The organism is Microbacterium wangchenii (genome assembly GCF_004564355.1).
GTDB classification, from domain to species: Bacteria; Actinomycetota; Actinomycetes; order Actinomycetales; family Microbacteriaceae; genus Microbacterium; species Microbacterium wangchenii.
Genome location: NZ_CP038266.1, coordinates 1,564,975 through 1,582,400, shown reverse-complemented (window position 1 = coordinate 1,582,400; position 17,426 = coordinate 1,564,975). Strand labels below are relative to the sequence as shown.

General features: G+C 72.5%; 16 protein-coding genes. 8 read left to right on the top strand and 8 right to left on the bottom strand.

Annotated elements, in window-relative coordinates:
- Nucleotides 1-393: 393 nt before the first annotated feature.
- Entirely contained in the window at nucleotides 394-3,336 is a 2,943-nt protein-coding gene (locus E4K62_RS07530; RefSeq protein WP_167747755.1) for a DEAD/DEAH box helicase family protein, read from the bottom strand.
- A 49-nt stretch (nucleotides 3,337-3,385) separates the two neighbouring features.
- Here E4K62_RS07530 and E4K62_RS07525 point away from each other — a divergent pair, with 49 nt between their 5' ends.
- The 6 genes from E4K62_RS07525 (at nucleotide 3,386) to E4K62_RS07500 (ending at nucleotide 8,724) form a co-directional block, all read left to right on the top strand.
- Nucleotides 3,386-4,507, top strand: a complete 1,122-nt coding sequence (locus tag E4K62_RS07525; protein WP_167747754.1) for a hypothetical protein — start codon at nucleotides 3,386-3,388, stop codon at nucleotides 4,505-4,507.
- Between the two features lie 54 nt (nucleotides 4,508-4,561).
- Nucleotides 4,562-4,975, top strand: coding sequence for an MmcQ/YjbR family DNA-binding protein (locus E4K62_RS07520; RefSeq protein ID WP_135065637.1), 414 nt, complete (start codon nucleotides 4,562-4,564; stop codon nucleotides 4,973-4,975).
- A gap of 5 nt (nucleotides 4,976-4,980) precedes the next feature.
- On the top strand, nucleotides 4,981-5,301 hold the full coding sequence (locus tag E4K62_RS07515; protein ID WP_240742861.1) for a hypothetical protein: 321 nt from the start codon (nucleotides 4,981-4,983) through the stop codon (nucleotides 5,299-5,301).
- A gap of 169 nt (nucleotides 5,302-5,470) precedes the next feature.
- Nucleotides 5,471-6,772 (top strand): hypothetical protein, encoded by a 1,302-nt coding sequence (locus E4K62_RS07510; protein WP_135065631.1) that lies wholly within the window; start codon nucleotides 5,471-5,473, stop codon nucleotides 6,770-6,772.
- Between the two features lie 164 nt (nucleotides 6,773-6,936).
- Entirely contained in the window at nucleotides 6,937-7,905 is a 969-nt protein-coding gene (locus E4K62_RS07505; RefSeq protein ID WP_187270368.1) for an aggregation-promoting factor C-terminal-like domain-containing protein, read from the top strand.
- Nucleotides 7,906-8,220: 315 nt separating this feature from the next.
- The gene (locus E4K62_RS07500) at nucleotides 8,221-8,724 is read left to right on the top strand and encodes a hypothetical protein (protein ID WP_135065628.1); all 504 of its coding nucleotides are present in this window, start codon (nucleotides 8,221-8,223) and stop codon (nucleotides 8,722-8,724) included.
- Nucleotides 8,725-8,787: 63 nt separating this feature from the next.
- Here the strand turns inward: E4K62_RS07500 and E4K62_RS07495 are convergent, their stop codons facing one another.
- The 3 genes from E4K62_RS07495 to E4K62_RS07485 all read right to left on the bottom strand — a co-directional run bounded on the left by E4K62_RS07495 (nucleotide 8,788) and on the right by E4K62_RS07485 (nucleotide 11,902).
- A complete protein-coding gene (locus E4K62_RS07495; protein WP_135071094.1) occupies nucleotides 8,788-10,500 on the bottom strand; it encodes an ABC1 kinase family protein in 1,713 nt (570 codons plus the stop codon).
- Nucleotides 10,501-10,555: 55 nt separating this feature from the next.
- Nucleotides 10,556-11,158, bottom strand: a complete 603-nt coding sequence (locus E4K62_RS07490) for a PadR family transcriptional regulator (protein WP_135065625.1) — start codon at nucleotides 11,156-11,158, stop codon at nucleotides 10,556-10,558.
- A 99-nt stretch (nucleotides 11,159-11,257) separates the two neighbouring features.
- Nucleotides 11,258-11,902, bottom strand: a complete 645-nt coding sequence (locus tag E4K62_RS07485) for a hypothetical protein (RefSeq protein ID WP_135065622.1) — start codon at nucleotides 11,900-11,902, stop codon at nucleotides 11,258-11,260.
- 70 nt (nucleotides 11,903-11,972) lie between these two features.
- On the opposite strand from E4K62_RS07485, the gene E4K62_RS07480 reads away from it, so the two are divergent.
- Nucleotides 11,973-12,371 (top strand): TIGR03618 family F420-dependent PPOX class oxidoreductase, encoded by a 399-nt coding sequence (locus E4K62_RS07480; protein WP_135065619.1) that lies wholly within the window; start codon nucleotides 11,973-11,975, stop codon nucleotides 12,369-12,371.
- A 15-nt stretch (nucleotides 12,372-12,386) separates the two neighbouring features.
- Here E4K62_RS07480 and E4K62_RS07475 read toward each other — a convergent pair whose 3' ends face one another.
- Nucleotides 12,387-13,247, bottom strand: a complete 861-nt coding sequence (locus E4K62_RS07475; RefSeq protein ID WP_135065616.1) for an NAD(P)H-binding protein — start codon at nucleotides 13,245-13,247, stop codon at nucleotides 12,387-12,389.
- Between the two features lie 106 nt (nucleotides 13,248-13,353).
- On the opposite strand from E4K62_RS07475, the gene E4K62_RS07470 reads away from it, so the two are divergent.
- Nucleotides 13,354-14,073, top strand: a complete 720-nt coding sequence (locus tag E4K62_RS07470) for a helix-turn-helix transcriptional regulator (RefSeq protein WP_135065613.1) — start codon at nucleotides 13,354-13,356, stop codon at nucleotides 14,071-14,073.
- 8 nt (nucleotides 14,074-14,081) lie between these two features.
- Here the strand turns inward: E4K62_RS07470 and E4K62_RS07465 are convergent, their stop codons facing one another.
- The 3 genes from E4K62_RS07465 to pgi all read right to left on the bottom strand — a co-directional run bounded on the left by E4K62_RS07465 (nucleotide 14,082) and on the right by pgi (nucleotide 17,413).
- Entirely contained in the window at nucleotides 14,082-14,930 is an 849-nt protein-coding gene (locus tag E4K62_RS07465; protein WP_240742860.1) for an aggregation-promoting factor C-terminal-like domain-containing protein, read from the bottom strand.
- Between the two features lie 299 nt (nucleotides 14,931-15,229).
- Nucleotides 15,230-15,727 carry a DUF427 domain-containing protein gene (locus E4K62_RS07460; protein WP_135065607.1) on the bottom strand — a complete coding sequence of 166 codons (498 nt, stop codon included), beginning with the start codon at nucleotides 15,725-15,727 and terminating at the stop codon, nucleotides 15,230-15,232.
- Between the two features lie 6 nt (nucleotides 15,728-15,733).
- Nucleotides 15,734-17,413 carry a glucose-6-phosphate isomerase gene (gene pgi / locus E4K62_RS07455; protein WP_135065604.1) on the bottom strand — a complete coding sequence of 560 codons (1,680 nt, stop codon included), beginning with the start codon at nucleotides 17,411-17,413 and terminating at the stop codon, nucleotides 15,734-15,736.
- Nucleotides 17,414-17,426 lie beyond the last annotated feature (13 nt).

Here is a 17,426-nt window from a genome sequence, read left to right as displayed (position 1 = left end):
TGCCACCTTTCCGCCCTGCGCACTGCTCGGGGCCCCCATCCCGAACTCCTCAAAACCGAGGGCACGCGCGGCCAAAACCGGCCAAACAGGGCGTCGCGGCGGCCGAAGTGAGGAGTTGGGGCAGCGGCCGCACGCGGCACATGCCGCCGGCCCACTGACCACGCGCGACCGGGGTCCGCCCCTGTCGTCCCCCGTTCCTCGCCCCCGGCCGACCCCAACTCCTCAAATCCGCGGACGTCGCGGCCGGAATCGGCTGCAACTGCCCCGCAGTGCCGGAGATTTGAGGAGTTCGGGCAGCGGGGCAGGCGGGACGCGCAGGCGCGAGGCGGGACGAGGGGGGCGGATGAGGCGGGCGCGAGGGGCGGATGCAACGGGGGTGCCGGACAGCGGCTGCTACCGCCACTCCTCCCGGGTGGCCGGCGCCGGGGTCTCCGGCCCGCCCCGTCGCGCCCGCGCCAGGAGTGCGAGCTGACCGGGGCGGTCCACGGCGTGCAGCACGCAGGGCCCGACCTCGCGCTCCCATGCGGCGGCGAAGGCTTCGGCATCCTCCCGGCGACGTCCGACGAGCGAGGGCACGGCGAGGAAGTGCCCCGCCGGCTCGCGCCGAGCCGCGCGACGCAGGGCGAATCGCACCGCGGCAGAGCGGCCCCCGCGTCCGGTCTCGAGCAGGAAGCGGGGCGTGCGCACCGGCCCCAGCAGCTCCGCCATCGCGTCGGCGAACACCTGCTGATCCGCCCGCGCCGCCGAGGGCGCCTCGATCGTCAGCGGGATGAGGCCGGCCTGCGGATCCGCCTCGACCACCACGATCGCCGGCTCCGTGTCGGCGACGCGGCCCGCGCGGCGCAGCGCCGCCCACACGAGCGCCGCGATGCGCCGGTACGGCTCCGACCCCGCAGCCGCCTGCGCGCGGGTCTGCCGCCACGTCGCCGCCAGCGGCACCGCGTTGCCGATCCCGGCCACCACCACCGTGATGCCGGCCACGATCCCGAGCTCCGGGGAGACCAGTGCCCCGGCGGATGCCGCGCCCGCACCGGCGACGGCGGATGCGGCCAGCACGCCGCCGAGCGCGGCGCCGACGGCGCGGGAGGCCGGCGCGCTGGTGCGGAACACCGGGGTGTGGGGCCGTCGCGGCACGAGGGCGGACACGACCTCCCGATCGGCGTACTCCGCACCGATGCGCCACTGCGCGCGTGTGGCGCGGCGCTCCGGAAGCGGCGACGCGGCGTTCAGGGCCTGGACCGAGGCGTTCTCGTCCTTCGCCAGCACCGCATCCACCGCCGCGCGCTGGCCGGCCGACAGGGCGATGGAGAGCCCGCGCACCACGCGCGCCGGATCATCGACGTCGAGCCCCCACAGCCGCGCGTGCTTGCGGCGCAGCCGCGTCGCGTCCGGCTGGGCCTGCAGCGGGAAGGACGAAGGCAGGAGCGCGGTGACGGTCCAGTTGTGCGCGACCTTGTCGGGCCACGCCGGGTCCAGGCGCAGCGTGCGCCCCCGCAGCTGCTGGGTCGCCGACGCGCTCGACACGGCCGTCAAGTCGATGAGCGTATTGACCGCCGGGCAGTCCCAGCCCTCACCGAACAGCCCGCGCGTGCCGACCACGACCTGCACGGCGCCGCGGGTGAGGAGGACGGATGCGGCGCGCACGAGCAACGCGGCACCCACGCCGGGCGCGTGCAGTTCGGACGCGTCCGGCGACTCCAGCAGCGCGGCCGCGGCGACCGGCACGCCGACAAGCTCCTGCAGCGCCGGCACCAGCCGGTCGGCATCGCGCGTGGCGATGCGCGTGCGCCCCCCGGTCACGAGGATCGGGGTGAGGCGGGAGGTCCCTGCATCCGCCACCAGCGTCGCGAACGTGCGGAGCGCTCCGGCGGTGCCGACGAGCCCGCCGTGCGTGTTGCCGTGCTCGGCGAAATCCGTGACGACCAGGGCGCGCAGCCGCTCGCCCAGCGCCGCCTGCTCCAGGCGGAGGATGTCGCACGCGCCGTAGTCCTTCCCGAGCGAGGAGGCGAGCATCGTATCCACCGGGTCACGCGTCCGTCGCACGCCCCGGTCGGTGAGCGCGTAGCCGAAATCGGCCAGCAGGCGGCGGATGCGGTGCCATTGCGCCTGCGCGGCGGGATCGGGCAGCACCCGATCCAGCGCGAAGCGGGCCAGCAGGCGCAGCGACTCGTCGGTGCTCGGCGGTCGACGTGCGACGTCGGGGATCCGCGCGACGAGCGGATGCTGCGGAGCGACCGTCCCCAGCATCGCCGACGCCGCCTCGGCACCGGCGAAATCCGCCGCGAACGCCGCGGCCAGCCGCGCGTCCACGGGGTCCTCCGGCAACGGCGGCGGCTCCAGCGCCGACCGCGGCGGCTCGGGATCGGGCTCGGGCTGCAGGACGTCGAGGAGGAACTGCAGCCCCGTGTCACGGGCGAACGTGGTCCGCAGGAGCACGGCGAGGCCCTCGGCATGCGCGGCGAGGAAGGCGAGTTCTTCGGCGGTGGGCTCGGCGAAGCGCACGAGGTCGCGGTAGGGCGCGAGGTTGCCCTCGCGCACCACCGCCGGCACGGGCACTTCGTAGTCCACGTCGCCCAGGAGCGAGGTGTAGTTGTCGTACTCGTCGGCGTCGTCGGGCGAGGGCAGGGTCGCCGTCAGCCCGATCAGCAGGGGGCTGCCTCCCGCCGCCCGCAGCCGCGCGACGAGGGTGGCCACGACCACGGCCCAGTGATCGAGCAGGTGATGGCACTCGTCCAGCACGATCGTGTCGACCTCGTGCGCCACCAGCCGATCGATCAGGGCGAGGGCGTTGGGATGCAGCACCGAGGCGAGCGCGTCGGAATCCGCCCGCACGAGCCGTCGCCGCAGCGTCCGCGAGCGGCTCGCGATCCCCCGCCGGTAGGCCGGGCGGTTCTGCGCCTCGAGCTCCGCGAGCCACTGCTCCGCCGCCTCGCGCGAACGCCCGTCCCCCTCCAGCTCGTCGCGCCACCGTGCGTGTGCGAGGACGGCGAACGGATTGGCCGCATCGAGCACGCTGAGGGCCTGATACGTCAGCACCGTGAGGTCGGCGGGGGATCCGGGATCCTCGGACACGGCACCGGCGTCCGGGGCCAGGGACTCGGCCGCACGTGCCCATTGCGCACGGATGGTCGTGGTCGGGGTCAGCACGACGGCGCGGCGACCACGGCGGGCGGCGAGCAGCAGTCCGAGGAGCGTCTTGCCCGACCCGGGCGGGGCGACGATGTGCAGGGGCGAGCCGGCATCCGTGTCCACGCGCTCGAGCACGTCGGCCTGATAGTGCCGGAGGGTGCCGGTGAACCGCCACGACGCCAGCGCTGTCGTCGTCGCGCCCGGCATCATCCCAGCATAGAAGTTCTGTTTGACTGAACCGGTGGATACACATTGGTTGAACGCGCCCGCGGACGAGGTGGGCGCCGCCATGGCGGCGGTGCGACGCGACTCCCGTCCGCGCTGGGTTCCCACCAAGCGGCAGGTGCTCGTCCACGTCAACCACTGCCTCATCCTGTGGTACCTGTGCATCGCCTTCATGATCATCGGGGTCCGCGTGGACTCCTACCAGGACGGGGAGACCACCGCCGGCGACATCGCGGGACTCACCGGGATCATCGCGATCCTGGCCGCCTGGCTGTTCGGCACGTACTGGCTGCGCCGGTGGGCGGCCCGTCCCCCCTCACCCCGCGCACGCCTGAAGGACTGGCGCCGCGACCTCACGGCCCTGGCCAACGGATTCCTCCCCAGCCCCAGCCGGGATGCGACCTTCGCCTCGATCATCACGCCCCGCAACCGGCGCGTGCGGGAGTATCCGCGATTCATCGGGCCGGGCGTGGAGTTCGGCACGCTCGAGCATCAGCGCGCGAAGTCGGTCAGGTGGCACTACATCGCGGTCGCCCTGCCTGCGCCGCTGCCGCACCTGATCCTCGATGCCACGGCCAACAACCGGCGCGGCAGCGATCTCCCCGTGGACGTGGGCCGTTCGCAGCGTCTCTCGCTGGAGGGGGATTTCGACCGGTGGTTCCGCGTGTACACGCCCACCGCCTACGGGGCCGACGCGCTCTACGTCCTCACCCCCGACGTCATGGCCGCCTTGATCGACGAAGCGAGCGGCTACAACGTCGAGATCGTCGACGATGCACTCGTGTTCTTCACCCCCACGATCGTGGACTTCGGATCCCCCGAGCACTGGGAAGCCGTCGGTGCGGTGCTGAGCTCCGTCGTACCGCGCATCCTGGCGAAGGCTTTCCACTACGTCGACGAGCGCGTTCCCGGGCAGGAGGTGCCGCGCGCATTGACCGCCGTCCGCACCGCGCTGGCGGACCCCGAGGTCGCCTGGACGCCCCCGGCGCCCCGCATCGGCGCGGACGGCCGGCGCCTCGACGTCCGCGACCCCGAGACGGGCCTGGCTCCGATCCTCCGTGCCATCGGATGGTTCGCGCTTCTGGTCTTCCTCTACCCCGTGCCCGGGATCTTCGCCTTCGCCGGATTCATGTCGGTCATCGACGGGCACTGAACCGCGGCGAGATCGGGCCTCGACCTCCGGCCGCGACGGCGTCACACTGGTGCGATGGCAGTGACGCTCGAGGATGTGCGCGCGATCGCGCTGTCCTTCCCGGAAACCGTCGAGGCTCCCAGCGGATACGGTTTCGGCCCCACGTGGCGTACGCGCAACGGGATGTTCGCGTGGCAGCGCACGCCCACCCCGGCCGACCTGGCGCAGCTGGGCGAGGAGGGCCGGTCATGGCCCGAGGGGGACGCCGTCGCCGTGCGCACCGACGGGCTGGACGAGAAGGCCGCACTGTTGGAGACCTTCCCCGAGGTGTTCTTCACCATCCCGCATTTCGAGGGGTGGTCGGCCGTCCTCGTCCGCCTGGATGCCATCGACGCCGCGCATCTGGGCGAGGTGCTCACCGGCTCGTGGCTGCTGAAAGCGCCCAAGCGCGTGGCCACGGCATGGCTGGCGGCCCACCCGGGACGGTGATCGGGGTGCGCGATACGGCCGGCGGTCCGTTCGTCGTGACCCTCCTGGTCAACCTGCCCATCACGAAGCTCGACGCGCTCGAGGTGATCGCCTTCGTCTCAGATGGCCCCGTGGAGCACGCCGGCACCGCTCACCCGCGGGTGAGCCTGGCGCCCCATGTGTGGGCGGAGGTGCAGATCCCGAAGTTCGCCGACCCGCCGCCGCTCGCCGTCGACATCTGCTCCGACGCCTCCCTCGCCCTCGCGCGCGAGCATGCGGCGCTCCTGTCCGCGGCCCTGGAGCGAGTGGGGTGGCGCGTGCGCCCGCCGCACGGCGCGGACGAGTAGCGCGACCCCACCCCGGCAGCGACCCCATATATGCCGCTGCCGCCATGCCGAGCCCGGCCGTTTTGGCCCCGCCAGCGGCAGGGTTCTAAGCTCATGCCCAACGCGGAATCACACCGCCGTGAACACCGTCCGCAATGGATGCGGCGCTGCGCCGCTGTGCTGGAGAACGATGAACGACGACTCGACGACACCCGGATCCGGAACCAACCCGCCGTCGGGGGCTCCCGATCCTGCCGTCACCCCGCCGCCCTCGCCCGCGGTGCCGCGCTCCTCCGCGCCGCACCCCGCCCCGCCGCAGGGGGTGCCTCCCTACGCCGCAGCCCAGTACGCCGCGCCGCCGCAGTACGCCGCGCCGCCGCAGTACGCGACCCCGCCGCAGTACGCCGCACCACCCCAGTACGCGACCCCGCCGCAGCACGCCGCGCCACCGCAGCATCCGTCGTCGCAGCCCGGCCCGCCGCCGTACGGGTCTGGGCCGAACAGCGGCCCGCACCATCCCGCCGGGGGCCAGGTGCCACCGGGATACCCGCAGCAACCGCCGCAGGCGCCACGGCGGCCCGACCCGCGCCCGAAGACCATCGCCATCATCGCGCTGGTGGCCGCCGCGGTGGGCCTGGTGATGGCCGTCATTCCGTTCGTGGTGTGGTTCTCCGGGCTGCTGCTCCTCGCCGGCCTCGTCCTCTCCCTCATCGCGCTCATCAGCCGCAAGCAGGGCGGCACGGGCTTCGCGATCGGCGCTCTGGCCACCTCGGTGGTGGGAGGGCTCCTCGCCGTCGTGATGGGCATCGTCACGGTCTTCTCCCTCGGCGGCATGTTCGCCGCGGAGGACGGCATGAGTTCGGAGAGCTCCCCAGCCCCGTTCATCGAGGAATCGGAGGAAGGGTCCGGCGCGATCGGCGGCGCCGTTGAGCTGGAAGTCACCGAGATCGCGTTCGCGCCCGACGAGTACGACCCGTCGGCATGGTGGTACGTCGTGGTGATGGAGAACCCCAGCAGCGACCACGTCTACGATTTCGCGCCGATCGAGCTCGACGCCCTGGATGCCGATGGCGCCGTGATCGAGTCGCGCACCGACTACGCCAGGATCCTGCCCGGAAAGATCGCGCTGAGCGGTATCTTCTTCGACGTCGGAGAGCGCGAGGTCGACACGGTGGAGGTGCGTCTCCCGGGCGTCGACGAGGCATCGCCCGTTCCCGCCGAGGAGGTCGGCGAGTTCGTCTTCGAAGACATCCAGGCCACCGCCGGCACCAACTCCACCGCCGTGCGCGGCACGGTCCGCACCACGTTCGACGTCGTCCCCGAGGCCTTCGAGATCACCATCGTCGCGCGCGACGCCGACGGCACGATTCTCGGCGCGGACTGGAACTACATCACCGAGGTTCCCGCCGACGGCAGCCCCGTACCGTTCGAGGGCCGCTTCTTCCAGGTGATGCCCGACGACGCGGAATACGAGGTCTACGCCTACCGCTGATCGGCATCCGGCTGGGCCGCCGGAGCGGTGCCGGGTGCGGGCGCACGAGCGCCCGCACCCAGGCTCCGTCCAGGGAGAAGGTGCAAAGGTGGGGGTTTTGTGTCCGCATGACGCGGGCGCAAGGCGCCGCCCGACGGCGCGATCCCCCATACGGAACTGGTCTCATGCGCTCCACAACGTCGACGTCTTCTGCCCGCCGCACCCTCCGCCACGCCGCCCGCCGGGCCCGCCGCCGCCCGGTCCTGGCCGCCGGCGGACTCGCCCTCGGAGTCTTCGCCGCCACGGTCCTGACCGGCACGGCGCCCGCCCCGCAGGAGGACACCGCCCAGGCGGCCCCCTCCTTCGCCCTCGCCTCGTATCAGGTGACGGTCCAGCCCGCCGAGCCGCAGGAGGTCCTGGATGCGCGCGCGGCTCTGACGACGGCCGAGACCGCGCTGGCTGAGGCTGCCACCGTCACGAATGACATCGCCGCCTCCGGCGTGGACATCGGCGAGCCCGCGCCGACGGTCGACACCGCCGCGCTGGAGAGCGCCGCTCAGCGTCTCACCGACGCGCAGGCCCTCCCCATCCCGCTCCTGCCCCACGTCACCGACGAGGTGACGCTGCACGCCGCCACGGTCGACACGCGCGTCGACCAGCTGCGCGGCAGCCTGGACGGTGCCCTCGCACGCAAGGCGGAGGCCGAGGCTGCCGAGAAGGCCCGTGTCGAGGCGGAGGCCGCCGCTGCCGCCGCGGCCGAAGAAGCAGCCGCCGCGCAGCCGGCTGCCGCCCCGTCCGCTGCGCTTCCCGCCGCCCCCCTGCCCGCCGGCGGCGGAAGCGGCGACAACAGCCCGGCCGGCGCGCAGGCGACTGCGCGCGGCATGCTCGGCGGATTCGGGTGGGGCGACGACCAGTTCGGATGCCTCGTCTCGCTGTGGCAGAAGGAATCCGGCTGGAACTACCAGGCGCAGAACCGCTCCAGCGGTGCATACGGCATCCCGCAGGCGCTTCCCGGCAGCAAGATGGCCTCCGCCGGTGCCGACTGGGCGACCAACGCCGGCACCCAGGTGGCCTGGGGCCTCGGATACATCTCGGGCCGCTACGGTTCGCCGTGCGGCGCGTGGTCGCACTCGCAGTCGGTCGGCTGGTACTGAGCCGCGTCGACCCTCGAGGCGCCGCACCCTTCCCACCCCCACGGCACCGATAGCGCATTCCGGCGCGCGGTTCCAGCCCACCCGTCTCGTCGAACGAAGAGCCGCGCGGCGATGAGAGTCGACGGCATATTCCGGCAACCGCATACCCTCGAACGCCGCGGGGTGGCGCGCTCGAAGCGCTCCCACGGGGTGTGAGACGACCGTGAGCACAGTCTCATCTGCCCGCGCAGCCCGCCGGGAGCCCCCTACGTTCGGTGTCCAGTCCGAATCAGAACGGCCGCCCACACGGTGCGACCGAACGAAAGGGGAGGACTCATGAAGAACACGGCGAAGAAGAAGATCTCGGCTCTGGCCGCAGCATCCGCCCTCGCACTCGGCTTCGGCGCGGCCGGAGCGGCACCGGCGACGGCGGCCGAAACCGCCTCGGTGGACCTCGCCGACATCGCGCCGGTCCAGTCGGCCACCAATGACGTGTCCTTCGTCGACGCGTATGGGGAGACCTTCGAGATCACCGTCACCACGACGTGGCAGCGCACCTCCGCCACACAGGCGACGCTGGGCTCGATCGTGGTGCGTCCCAAGAGCATGCCGCGGGGTGACTGCCTCGGCTTCTTCGATGTCGGCTCCACCTCGAACATCGGCTTCAACCAGGGCGGCGGCACGCTGTGCCCGGACGGGTACCTGACCTTCGCACCCAACACCGCGGTGACGACCTACGCCGGATCCACCACGCTCGGCCAGCTCACGTTCCGCACCCCCGACCCGGGTGACCCGTTCGGGGGCGGGGCGAAGACCATGGTGATCGAGTACGCGACCTGACGCACGGGAGCGCACGCACGAGGGAGGGGCCGCCAGAGGGTGGTCCCTCCCTTCTGCGCCGGGTCAGTCCATCCCGCGCCGGCCGATGAAGCCGGCGAGCACCGCGTACAGCAGCGGGAGGACCGAGACGACGATGAGGACGGAGCCGAAGACCGCCGCATCCGGGCGCAGCAGCACGCCGCCGATCAGGAGCGCGGCGAACAGCACCGCGGCCAGCACCCGCCGGCCGAGGCGTTCGAGTGCGCGCAGGCGCCGCTCCAGTCTCGGCACCTGGGCCGTGAGCCGCCCGTCCTCGATGCGCGACGCGAGCTCGTCGAGCCGGCGGGGAAGCCGCGCGACGAGGCCGGCGTAGTCGGCCGCCTCCGTCATGGCGGCCTGGGCGAGCCCGCCCCGCTCCTCCTGGATGAGCCGGTTGGCGTAGGGCTCGACGGCATCCCAGATGTTGAACGCGGGGTCCAGCGCGCTGCACATGCCCGAGGTCAGCGACATCGCGCGGATGATGAGGAGGAAGTTCTCCGGCAGCTGGAACGGCAGCGCGCGGACGGTGTCGCCGAACTCGACGGCGAACGCGCGGAACTCACGGGGATCGACCTCCTGCAGCTCGGCGAAGCCCATGCCGCCGAACCGGGCGAACAGCTGGGTCATCGCACGTTCGAGTTCGGCCGTGTCGGCGCTGGGCAGCAGCACACCCACGTCGCGGATGCCGTCGACCAGCCCCTTGCCGTTTCGGGTGGCCGCCGCGATGAGCACGCGACGCAGGCCCCGACGGAGGCCGTCGGGCACTTCGCCCATCATGCCGAAGTCGATGAACGTGAGGCGCCACGGACGCCCCGCCGCGCTGCCGAGGTCGTCAGCGGACCCCGGCCCCCGCACATCGGGCGGGGTCAGCGGGGTGACGAAGATGTTGCCGGGGTGCGGGTCGGCGTGGAAGAACCCGTGCACGAACAGCTGGTCGAACATCACCGCGGCGAACCCGGCGGCCACCTGGGCCGGATCGATCCCCGCCGCGCGCAGACCGTCGAGGTCGTTGATCTTGATCGCCGTGACATCCTGCAGCGTCAGCACGCGCCGCGTCGTCCGCTCCCACACGACCTCGGGCACCGCCACGCGCGGATCGCCGGCGAACCCGGCCGCGAAGCGCTCGGCATTCGCCGCCTCGTGCAGATAGTCGATCTCCTCCAGGCTCGTGTTCGCGAACTCCTCCACGAGCGCGGGGACGTCCACGCGGTCGGCGACGACGCGCACGCGGGTGAGCCACGCGGCGACGCGGCGGAGCGCGCGGAGATCGACGTCGATGACAGCGTCGATCCCCGGCCGCTGCACCTTCAGGACCACGTCCGAGAGCCCGGTGTCCCCGGCGTCCGGCTCTGCGAGCCGCGCCCGGTGGGCCTGCCCGAGGGATGCCGCCGCCAGCGGGTCCGGGTCCACGAACGCGAAGGCGCGGTCCAGCGGAACGCCCAGCTCCCTCTCCGCCAGTGCTCGGATCTCGGCGAACGGCACGGGCGGCACCTCGTCCTGGAGGCCCTGCAGCTCGGTCGTGATCTCCGGCGGCAGCACGTCCAGGCGTGACGACAGGAACTGCCCCACCTTGATCATGAGACCGCCCAGATCGACCGCGAGCACGTGGAAGCGCTCGGCGATGCGGCGCAGCCGGGTTGCCCGCCCGCGCGCCGCCAGCCCGCCCAGCCCGAGCCGCGGGAGGAACAGCTCGAACCACCACGACTGCACGAGGTAGCGCGCGGCGAACCGCGTGATGCGGCGGTACCGCGCGCGCATCGCGTAGACGTCGGTCGCCGACCCATCCCGCCGCCGACGCGCTGCGGGCACGCGGTCAGTCCCGCGCGAGGATGGAGAAGATCTTCCGGCGCGCCTCATCCAGCACGCTCACGGCTTCCCGGATCTGGTCCGAGCTGCCCGAGCGGCCCACCTGCGCGACGGCCTGCGCGAGGTCGATGCCCGACTTCGTCAGCGCCGAATGCCGACCGGTGTCGCGCGAGCCCGAGCTCTCCCACGGCGTCGCCCCCTCGGCAGCGGCGACCTGACGGCCTGCCTCCGTGAGCGCGTACGTCTTGCGTCCGCCCGACTCCTCAGCCTCGATGAGTCCCTCATCCGCCAGCAGCTGGAGCGTCGGGTACACCGAGCCGGGGCTGGGCTTCCACGTCCCGCCGCTGCGCTCCTCGATCTCCGAGATGATCTGGTACCCGTGCATGGGGCGTTCGGCCAGCAGCGACAGCACGGCGGCGCGGACGTCTCCGCGCCCCATGCGCGTGCTCGGCTGCTTCGGCATGAAGGCGTTTCGCAACTGCTCCATCGCGTCCCAGATGCCCGTCGCCGGCCAGCCCGCTCCGGGGCCGGCGCTGCCCGACCCGCCTTCTCCGCCGCGGCCGGGGCCGCCGAATCCCGCGAACCCGTCGCCCAGGAATGAACCGCTCATGATGACCTCCGTAGCCCGAGCCCGGTCGGCTCGGCGATACGTAACGATATATCGCTCACCACCGGATCAGAAGGGCACTCGGAGAACTGCCAGGTGCGGTCAGATGTCGCTGAAGTCGTTCGCGGGAGCCTGGAGCTCTGTGACCACGTCACCGTCCAGCACCAGCACCACGAACTCGACGCCCACGGCCCCCGGATTGCTCAGGGAGGTCGTGCCGGGGACCTCCTGCGAACCGATGCCCAGATGCTCGGCCGTTCCGTCGCCGTCCTCGTCCCAGATGTCCCAGGCGCCGGCGGCCACGGCCTCGGCGCGCGTGGAACCGACCGCGATCCCCTCCGCGGTCTCGAGGCGGTGCCCACCCACGAACGCCGAGCGAACCCAGACGCTGGCTCCCATCTCGGGGAAGTCGCTCACGGCAACGCCGTCCCACTCGTAGCGCGTACCCCAACTGGTGCCATTGCCCCACGGATCCTCGATGTCGGTGACGACGGGGGCCGCACCGACGAGTCCGCCGACGAAGGTCACGACCTCTTCACAGCGCTCGAAGGAGGCGCCTGTTCCGCCTGTCGGGTCGGCGAACCCGTCCAGCGTCATCACCACGACCGGTGCGGCCGTCGGGGTCGGCGTGGGGGACGGAGTGGATGCCGCCGACGCAGCGGTGGGCGAGGGAGAGGGGCTCGGCGGCGCCGCGCAACCGGTCAGGAGCAGGGACGCGACGACGACCGCCGTGATGCGGCTCTTCATGGCGGCAATCTAGCGCTGTGGCCCGCGGGCGCCTACCCCGGCCGCAGCGGGCACGCCTAGCCTGGGGCGTATGGCCCAGACCTGGAACGACGTCCGCCCCTACTTCGAACGCACCGCCGTCGCTCACGTCGCGACGCTGCTGCCCGACGGCGCGCCCCATTCCGTCCCGGTGTGGGTCGGCGTGGAGGGCGACCGGCTCGCGTTCTTCACGCAGGAAGGCTCCCGTAAGGACGTCGACCTGCAGCGCGATCCGCGCATCGCCCTCTCGATCACGCACCCCGATCAGCCGCTGGACATGGCCTTCGTGCGCGGACGCGTCGTCGAGCGCATCGAGGGCGAGGAGGCGATGGCGGTCGTCGACCGCATCGCCGAACGCTACACCGGCGCGCCGTACGAGATCCGCACGGGCTTCGTCGCCTTCCTCATCCAGCCCGAGGTGTGCTGGTCGCGGGACTACGCCGGCCAGTGACCGGCGGTCGCCGGGTCACGCCAGGTTCGCCGCCGCCCATGCCCGCAGGCTCGTCGGTGTCGTGGTGAGGACCGAGCGCGGCTGTGCGGGGACGTACCCGTCGCGGATGCCCGCCGTCATCAGGACGATGGCCTCCACGTGCGCGTCGGGCAGCCCGACGCCCCGCAGTTGTGCACGCACGTCGTCATCACTCACCTGCTGGGGCTCCACGCGGTGTCCGAGGACGCTCTCGAGGACGCCGGCCACCTCCCGGAACGAGAGATCCTCCGGGCCCTGCACGCCCAGGACGTGCCGTCCCGACCAGCTCCGCGAGAGCAGGCGGCCGGCTGCCACCGCCGCGATGTCCTCCGGCGCGACCCACGGCAGGGGACGGTCGAGGTCCATCGCGGTGGTCAGCACGCCGGCGCGGATGGATTCGAGGTCCATGAGCAGGTTGGTGAAGAAGTAGCCGCAGCGCAGGTGGGTCACCGACGCGCGCGTCGCCTCCAGCGCGACCTCGGTGGCGGCCAGTCCGTCGATCTCGCCCACGCCGTGCCGCTTCTCGGCTCCCCCGCTGGATTGGAACACGACCCGGTGGATGCCGTTCCCCTCGACCGCCGCGGCGATGTTCCGCGCGGCCACCGCGTGCGCCTCGAGCGGATCCCGGTCCATGCCGGTCGGACTCACCCAGTACACCGCCTCCAGCCCGCGCGTCGCTTCGGCCACGGCGTCCGCGTCCCACGCGTCCATCCGCGCGGTGTCGACATGCTCGGCGATGTCGCCCTCCAGCGTCGCCGGATCCCGCAGCAGCGCGCGCGGACGCTCCCCGGCCTGCACGAGCAGACGCAGCAGGTGCTGCCCCACGTGCCCCTTGGGCGTCGTCACTCCGATGGTCATCGGTCCAGGTCTCCTCTCCGGTGTCTCCTCCACCGCCGGCCGGCGGACGGCTCCACGCTAGAACCAGATGTGGCCGCATCCTGACCGCGATTCGTAGGATGGCGCCGTGGCCGACGTGACCGAGCGGATGCTGCGCCTGCTGGCGACCCTGCAGGGCGGGGGCTCGTTCTCGGGCGAGGATCTCGCGCGGCGGCTGGGCGTGAGCCCTCGCACGCTGCGGCGGGATGTGGACCGGCTCCGCGCGTACGGGTATCCCGTCATGACGCGGCCGGGCCCCGGCGGGCACTACCGCTTCGCCGTGGGGCAGCGCCTGCCGCCGCTCCTCCTGGAAGACGACGAGGCCGTCGCGGTCGTGATCGGCCTGGCCGCCCTCACCGCCGCCGGGCCCGCACACCCGGGCGCACTGGCGGATGCGGCCGGACGCGCCTACGGCAAGGTCGACACGCTCCTGCCCGCACGGTTGCGCTCCCGGGCCGCGGCGCTGCGCACCACGATCGAGGCCGAGCGGGCGCCGGCGCCGGAGGTCTCCGCCCGCACGCTGGGCACCCTCGCCGAGGCGATCGCCGCGGGAGAGATCGTGGCCTTCGACTACCGCGACGCCGGGGGCCGCCCGAGTGCCCGGCGCGTGGAGGCCCACCGGCAGGTGAGCATCGATCTCACGTGGTACCTCCTCGGCTGGGACCTCGGCCGTGGCGACTGGCGCGTCTTCCGGACCGACCGGATCGCGAATCTGCTGCGCACCGGAGCCCGTCACGCCGGGCGGGCGCTGCCCGCCGAGACCGCCCTGGAGTTCCTGCGCTCAGGCCTCAGCCGCGCCGCACCGTGACGCGCCGCTCAGTACCAGTTCGTGGCCTGGGAGTGCCCCCACGCGCTGCACGGCGCCCCGTACGCCCGCTGGATGTAGTCCAGCCCCCACGCGATCTGGGTCGCGGCGTTGGTCTGCCAGTCGGGGCCGGCGGCGGCCATCTTGCTGCCCGGCAGCGCCTGCGGGATGCCCGTGGCCCCGCTGGAGGCGTTGTACGCCTGGTAGTTCCAGTTCGATTCCTTCTCCCACAGCGACACGAGACAGGAGAACTGGTCGCCGCCCCACCCGTAGCGCTCGGCCGCGAGCTGCTGCGCGTACGCGCGCGCACCGGCGGGCGTGTTGACCGCGGCCAGGAGCTCCGCCCGCCGCTGCGCTTCGGCGGCTGCCGCGGCCTCGGCCTGACGCTGCGCCTCGGCGGCGGCCTCCTCGGCGGCCTTCCGGGCACGTGCCGCCTCCAGCGCCTGGGCGACCTCCACGGTCCGGGCGTCCACGGCCTGCGCATGCGCGCCGGCCTCCTCGGCGAGGGCGGGGAACAGCAGCGCGGGGACGAACGTCGCCTCTTCGAGTCGCTCGACAGCGTCGCTCAGCGCGGTCGTGTCGATGGCCGGCTGACCTTCCAGCTCGAGGCCGGATGCGGTGACCTCCGCCTGCAGGTCTTCCGCCGACTCCAGCGACGTCTGGGCGGCGGAGAGGGCGGCTGCCGCATCCGGGGCGCTGATGGCGACGGTGTCGATGTCGGCCGTGAGCGCGGGCGTGAGGACTGCTGCCGTGGGCGGGGCGATCGGTCCTTCCGACGCGTTCTCGGCGGCGACGGCGGCGACATTCGTCGTGCCGAGGATGCCGAGCACGGTGCCCAGGCAGGCGCCGACGCCGGCCACGAGGCGACGGGAGGGACGACGGGCGGATGTGTGCGGAGAGCTGGAATGCATGGAGCTGGAACGCATGGAAAGAGGGCCCTTCGGATCGCGGGCGCGCCGCAGCCGCGTGCCTGTTCGGGTCAGGCACGCGGCGCCCCGTCGATCGACCGGCCGCTCCGGGTGCGGCGGGCGCGCCGAGTCGGGGTCGGGCGCGAGCGTGCCTCTTCGGGTGAGGCACACACCGAGTCTGCGCGGCTGGTCTGGACGGTTCATCCGCGTTGCCTGGGCGCCGCGTGTACGGCCTCAGTTCCCGACCGGCGTCACCAGCCCATCGATCCGGGCGTCCCCTTGAACGGACCCGCGACGTCGGGGGTGATCCAGCCGCCGTAGAAGCCACCGGGCTGCGGCACCACCTCGACGCCGTCCACCGTGCAGTGGTCCATGGGCGCGGCGTACACGGCGACGCGGCCGCGGAGGAGCTCGTAGCCCGCCGACGGCTCCGGGTAGTACCACGCCGCGCCGCGGCGCACCTGCCCGCCGCCGGTGACGTCGAAGTAGCGTGCCGCGCCCTTGTACTCGCAGAACGACGACCCTTCCGCCGGCGCGAGCGTGCCGGGGGCGAACGCGTCGATCGGCACGTAGTACACCGGCGGATGGCTCGTCTCGAGCACCCGCACGACGTCATCCGTGTCGACGAGCGTGTCGCCGCCGAATTCGATGCGCACGCGCCGGGCGGTGCGGTCGACGCGTGGCGGACGCGGATAGTCCCACACCGATTCCTGCCCCGGACCGGGGGGATCAGGAGTGGGACGGTGCATCGCCGCTCACGGCCGCTGGGAACGGTAGTACGCCAGGAGCGAGCGGGTGGAGGCATCCTGCGCCTGCAGCGCCTCGGCATCCCCTTCGATCGCGGGCGCGATCTGCAGCGCGAGCTGCTTGCCCAGCTCGACGCCCCACTGGTCGAAGGAGTTGATGCCCCACACGATGCCCTGCGTGAAGGTGATGTGCTCGTACAGCGCGATGAGCTGGCCCAGCACGGAAGGGGTGAGGGCCGGGCCGAAGATCGACGTGGTCGGCCGGTTGCCGGGGAAGGTGCGGGCGGCCACGAGTGCCCCGGTGGTCCCCTCGGCCTCCACCTCCTCGGCGGTCTTGCCGAACGCGAGAGCCTTGGTCTGTGCGAGGAAGTTCGCCAGGAACAGTCCGTGCACGTCGCGGCCGTCGTCCTGCAGCGGATAGGCGGGCTGGGCGAACGCGATGAAGTCGGCGGGGATCAGGCGCGTTCCCTGGTGGATCAGCTGATAGAACGCGTGCTGGCCGTTCGTGCCGGGCTCTCCCCAGAACACCTCTCCCGTGTCGGTGGTCACTGGGGTGCCGTCCCACCGCACCGACTTGCCGTTGGATTCCATCGTGAGCTGCTGCAGGTACGCCGGGAACCGGTGCAGCTGCTGCGCGTAGGGCAGCACGGCGTGCGACTGCGCGCCGAGGAAGTTCGTGTACCAGATGTTCAGCAGGCCCATGAGCACCGGCACGTTGCGCTCCAGGGGCATGGATGCCACGTGCTCGTCGACGGCGTGGAAGCCGGCGAGCAGTTCCCCGAACGCATCGGGCCCGAGCGTGATGGCCAGGGAGAGACCGATCGCGCTGTCGACGGAGTAGCGCCCGCCGACCCAGTCCCAGAAGCCGAACGCGTTGGCGGGGTCGATCCCGAACTCGGCGACCTTGTCCAAGGCGGTGGAGACGGCGACGAAGTGGTGCGCGACGGCGTCGGTGCGGGATGCGTCGGTGTCGTCGATCGCGCCGGCCTCGGCCAGCTGCGCCCACAGCCACTCGCGGGCGAGGCGGGCGTTGGTGAGGGTCTCCAGCGTCGTGAAGGTCTTGGACGCGACGATGAACAACGTCGTCTCCGGGTCCAGGCCGGCCGTCTTCTGAGCGACGTCGGTCGGGTCGATGTTGGAGACGAAGCGCGCCTCGATGCCCGCGTCGGCCAGGGGCTTGAGCGCCTCGTAGACCATGACAGGACCGAGGTCGGACCCGCCGATGCCGATGTTGACGACGTGCGTGACCTTCTTGCCGGTGACCCCCCGCCACTCCCCCATCCGCACGCGGTCGGCGAACGCGGTGAGCCGGTCGAGCACCTCGTGCACATCGGCGTCGATGTGCTGGCCGTCGACGACCAGTTCGGGGCTCGCCCCCGCGGGGCGGCGCAGAGCCGTGTGCAGCACGGCACGGTCTTCGGTGGTGTTGATGTGCGCGCCGCGGAGCATGTCGGCGTACCGTTCGGCGACGCCGGTCTCCTCGGCCAGCTGAACGAGGGAGGCGAGGATGTCGTCGGTGACGAGGTTCTTCGACAGATCCACGTGCAGGTCGCCGAGCGTGTGCGTCATCCTCTCCACGCGGCCCGCGTCGGTGGCGAACCAGCCCCGCAGATCAGGGGTGAAAGAGTCGCGCGCCGCGCTCAGGCGACTCCAGGCGGACGTGGACGTGGGGTCGACAGGTGCACTCACCCCTCCACGCTAG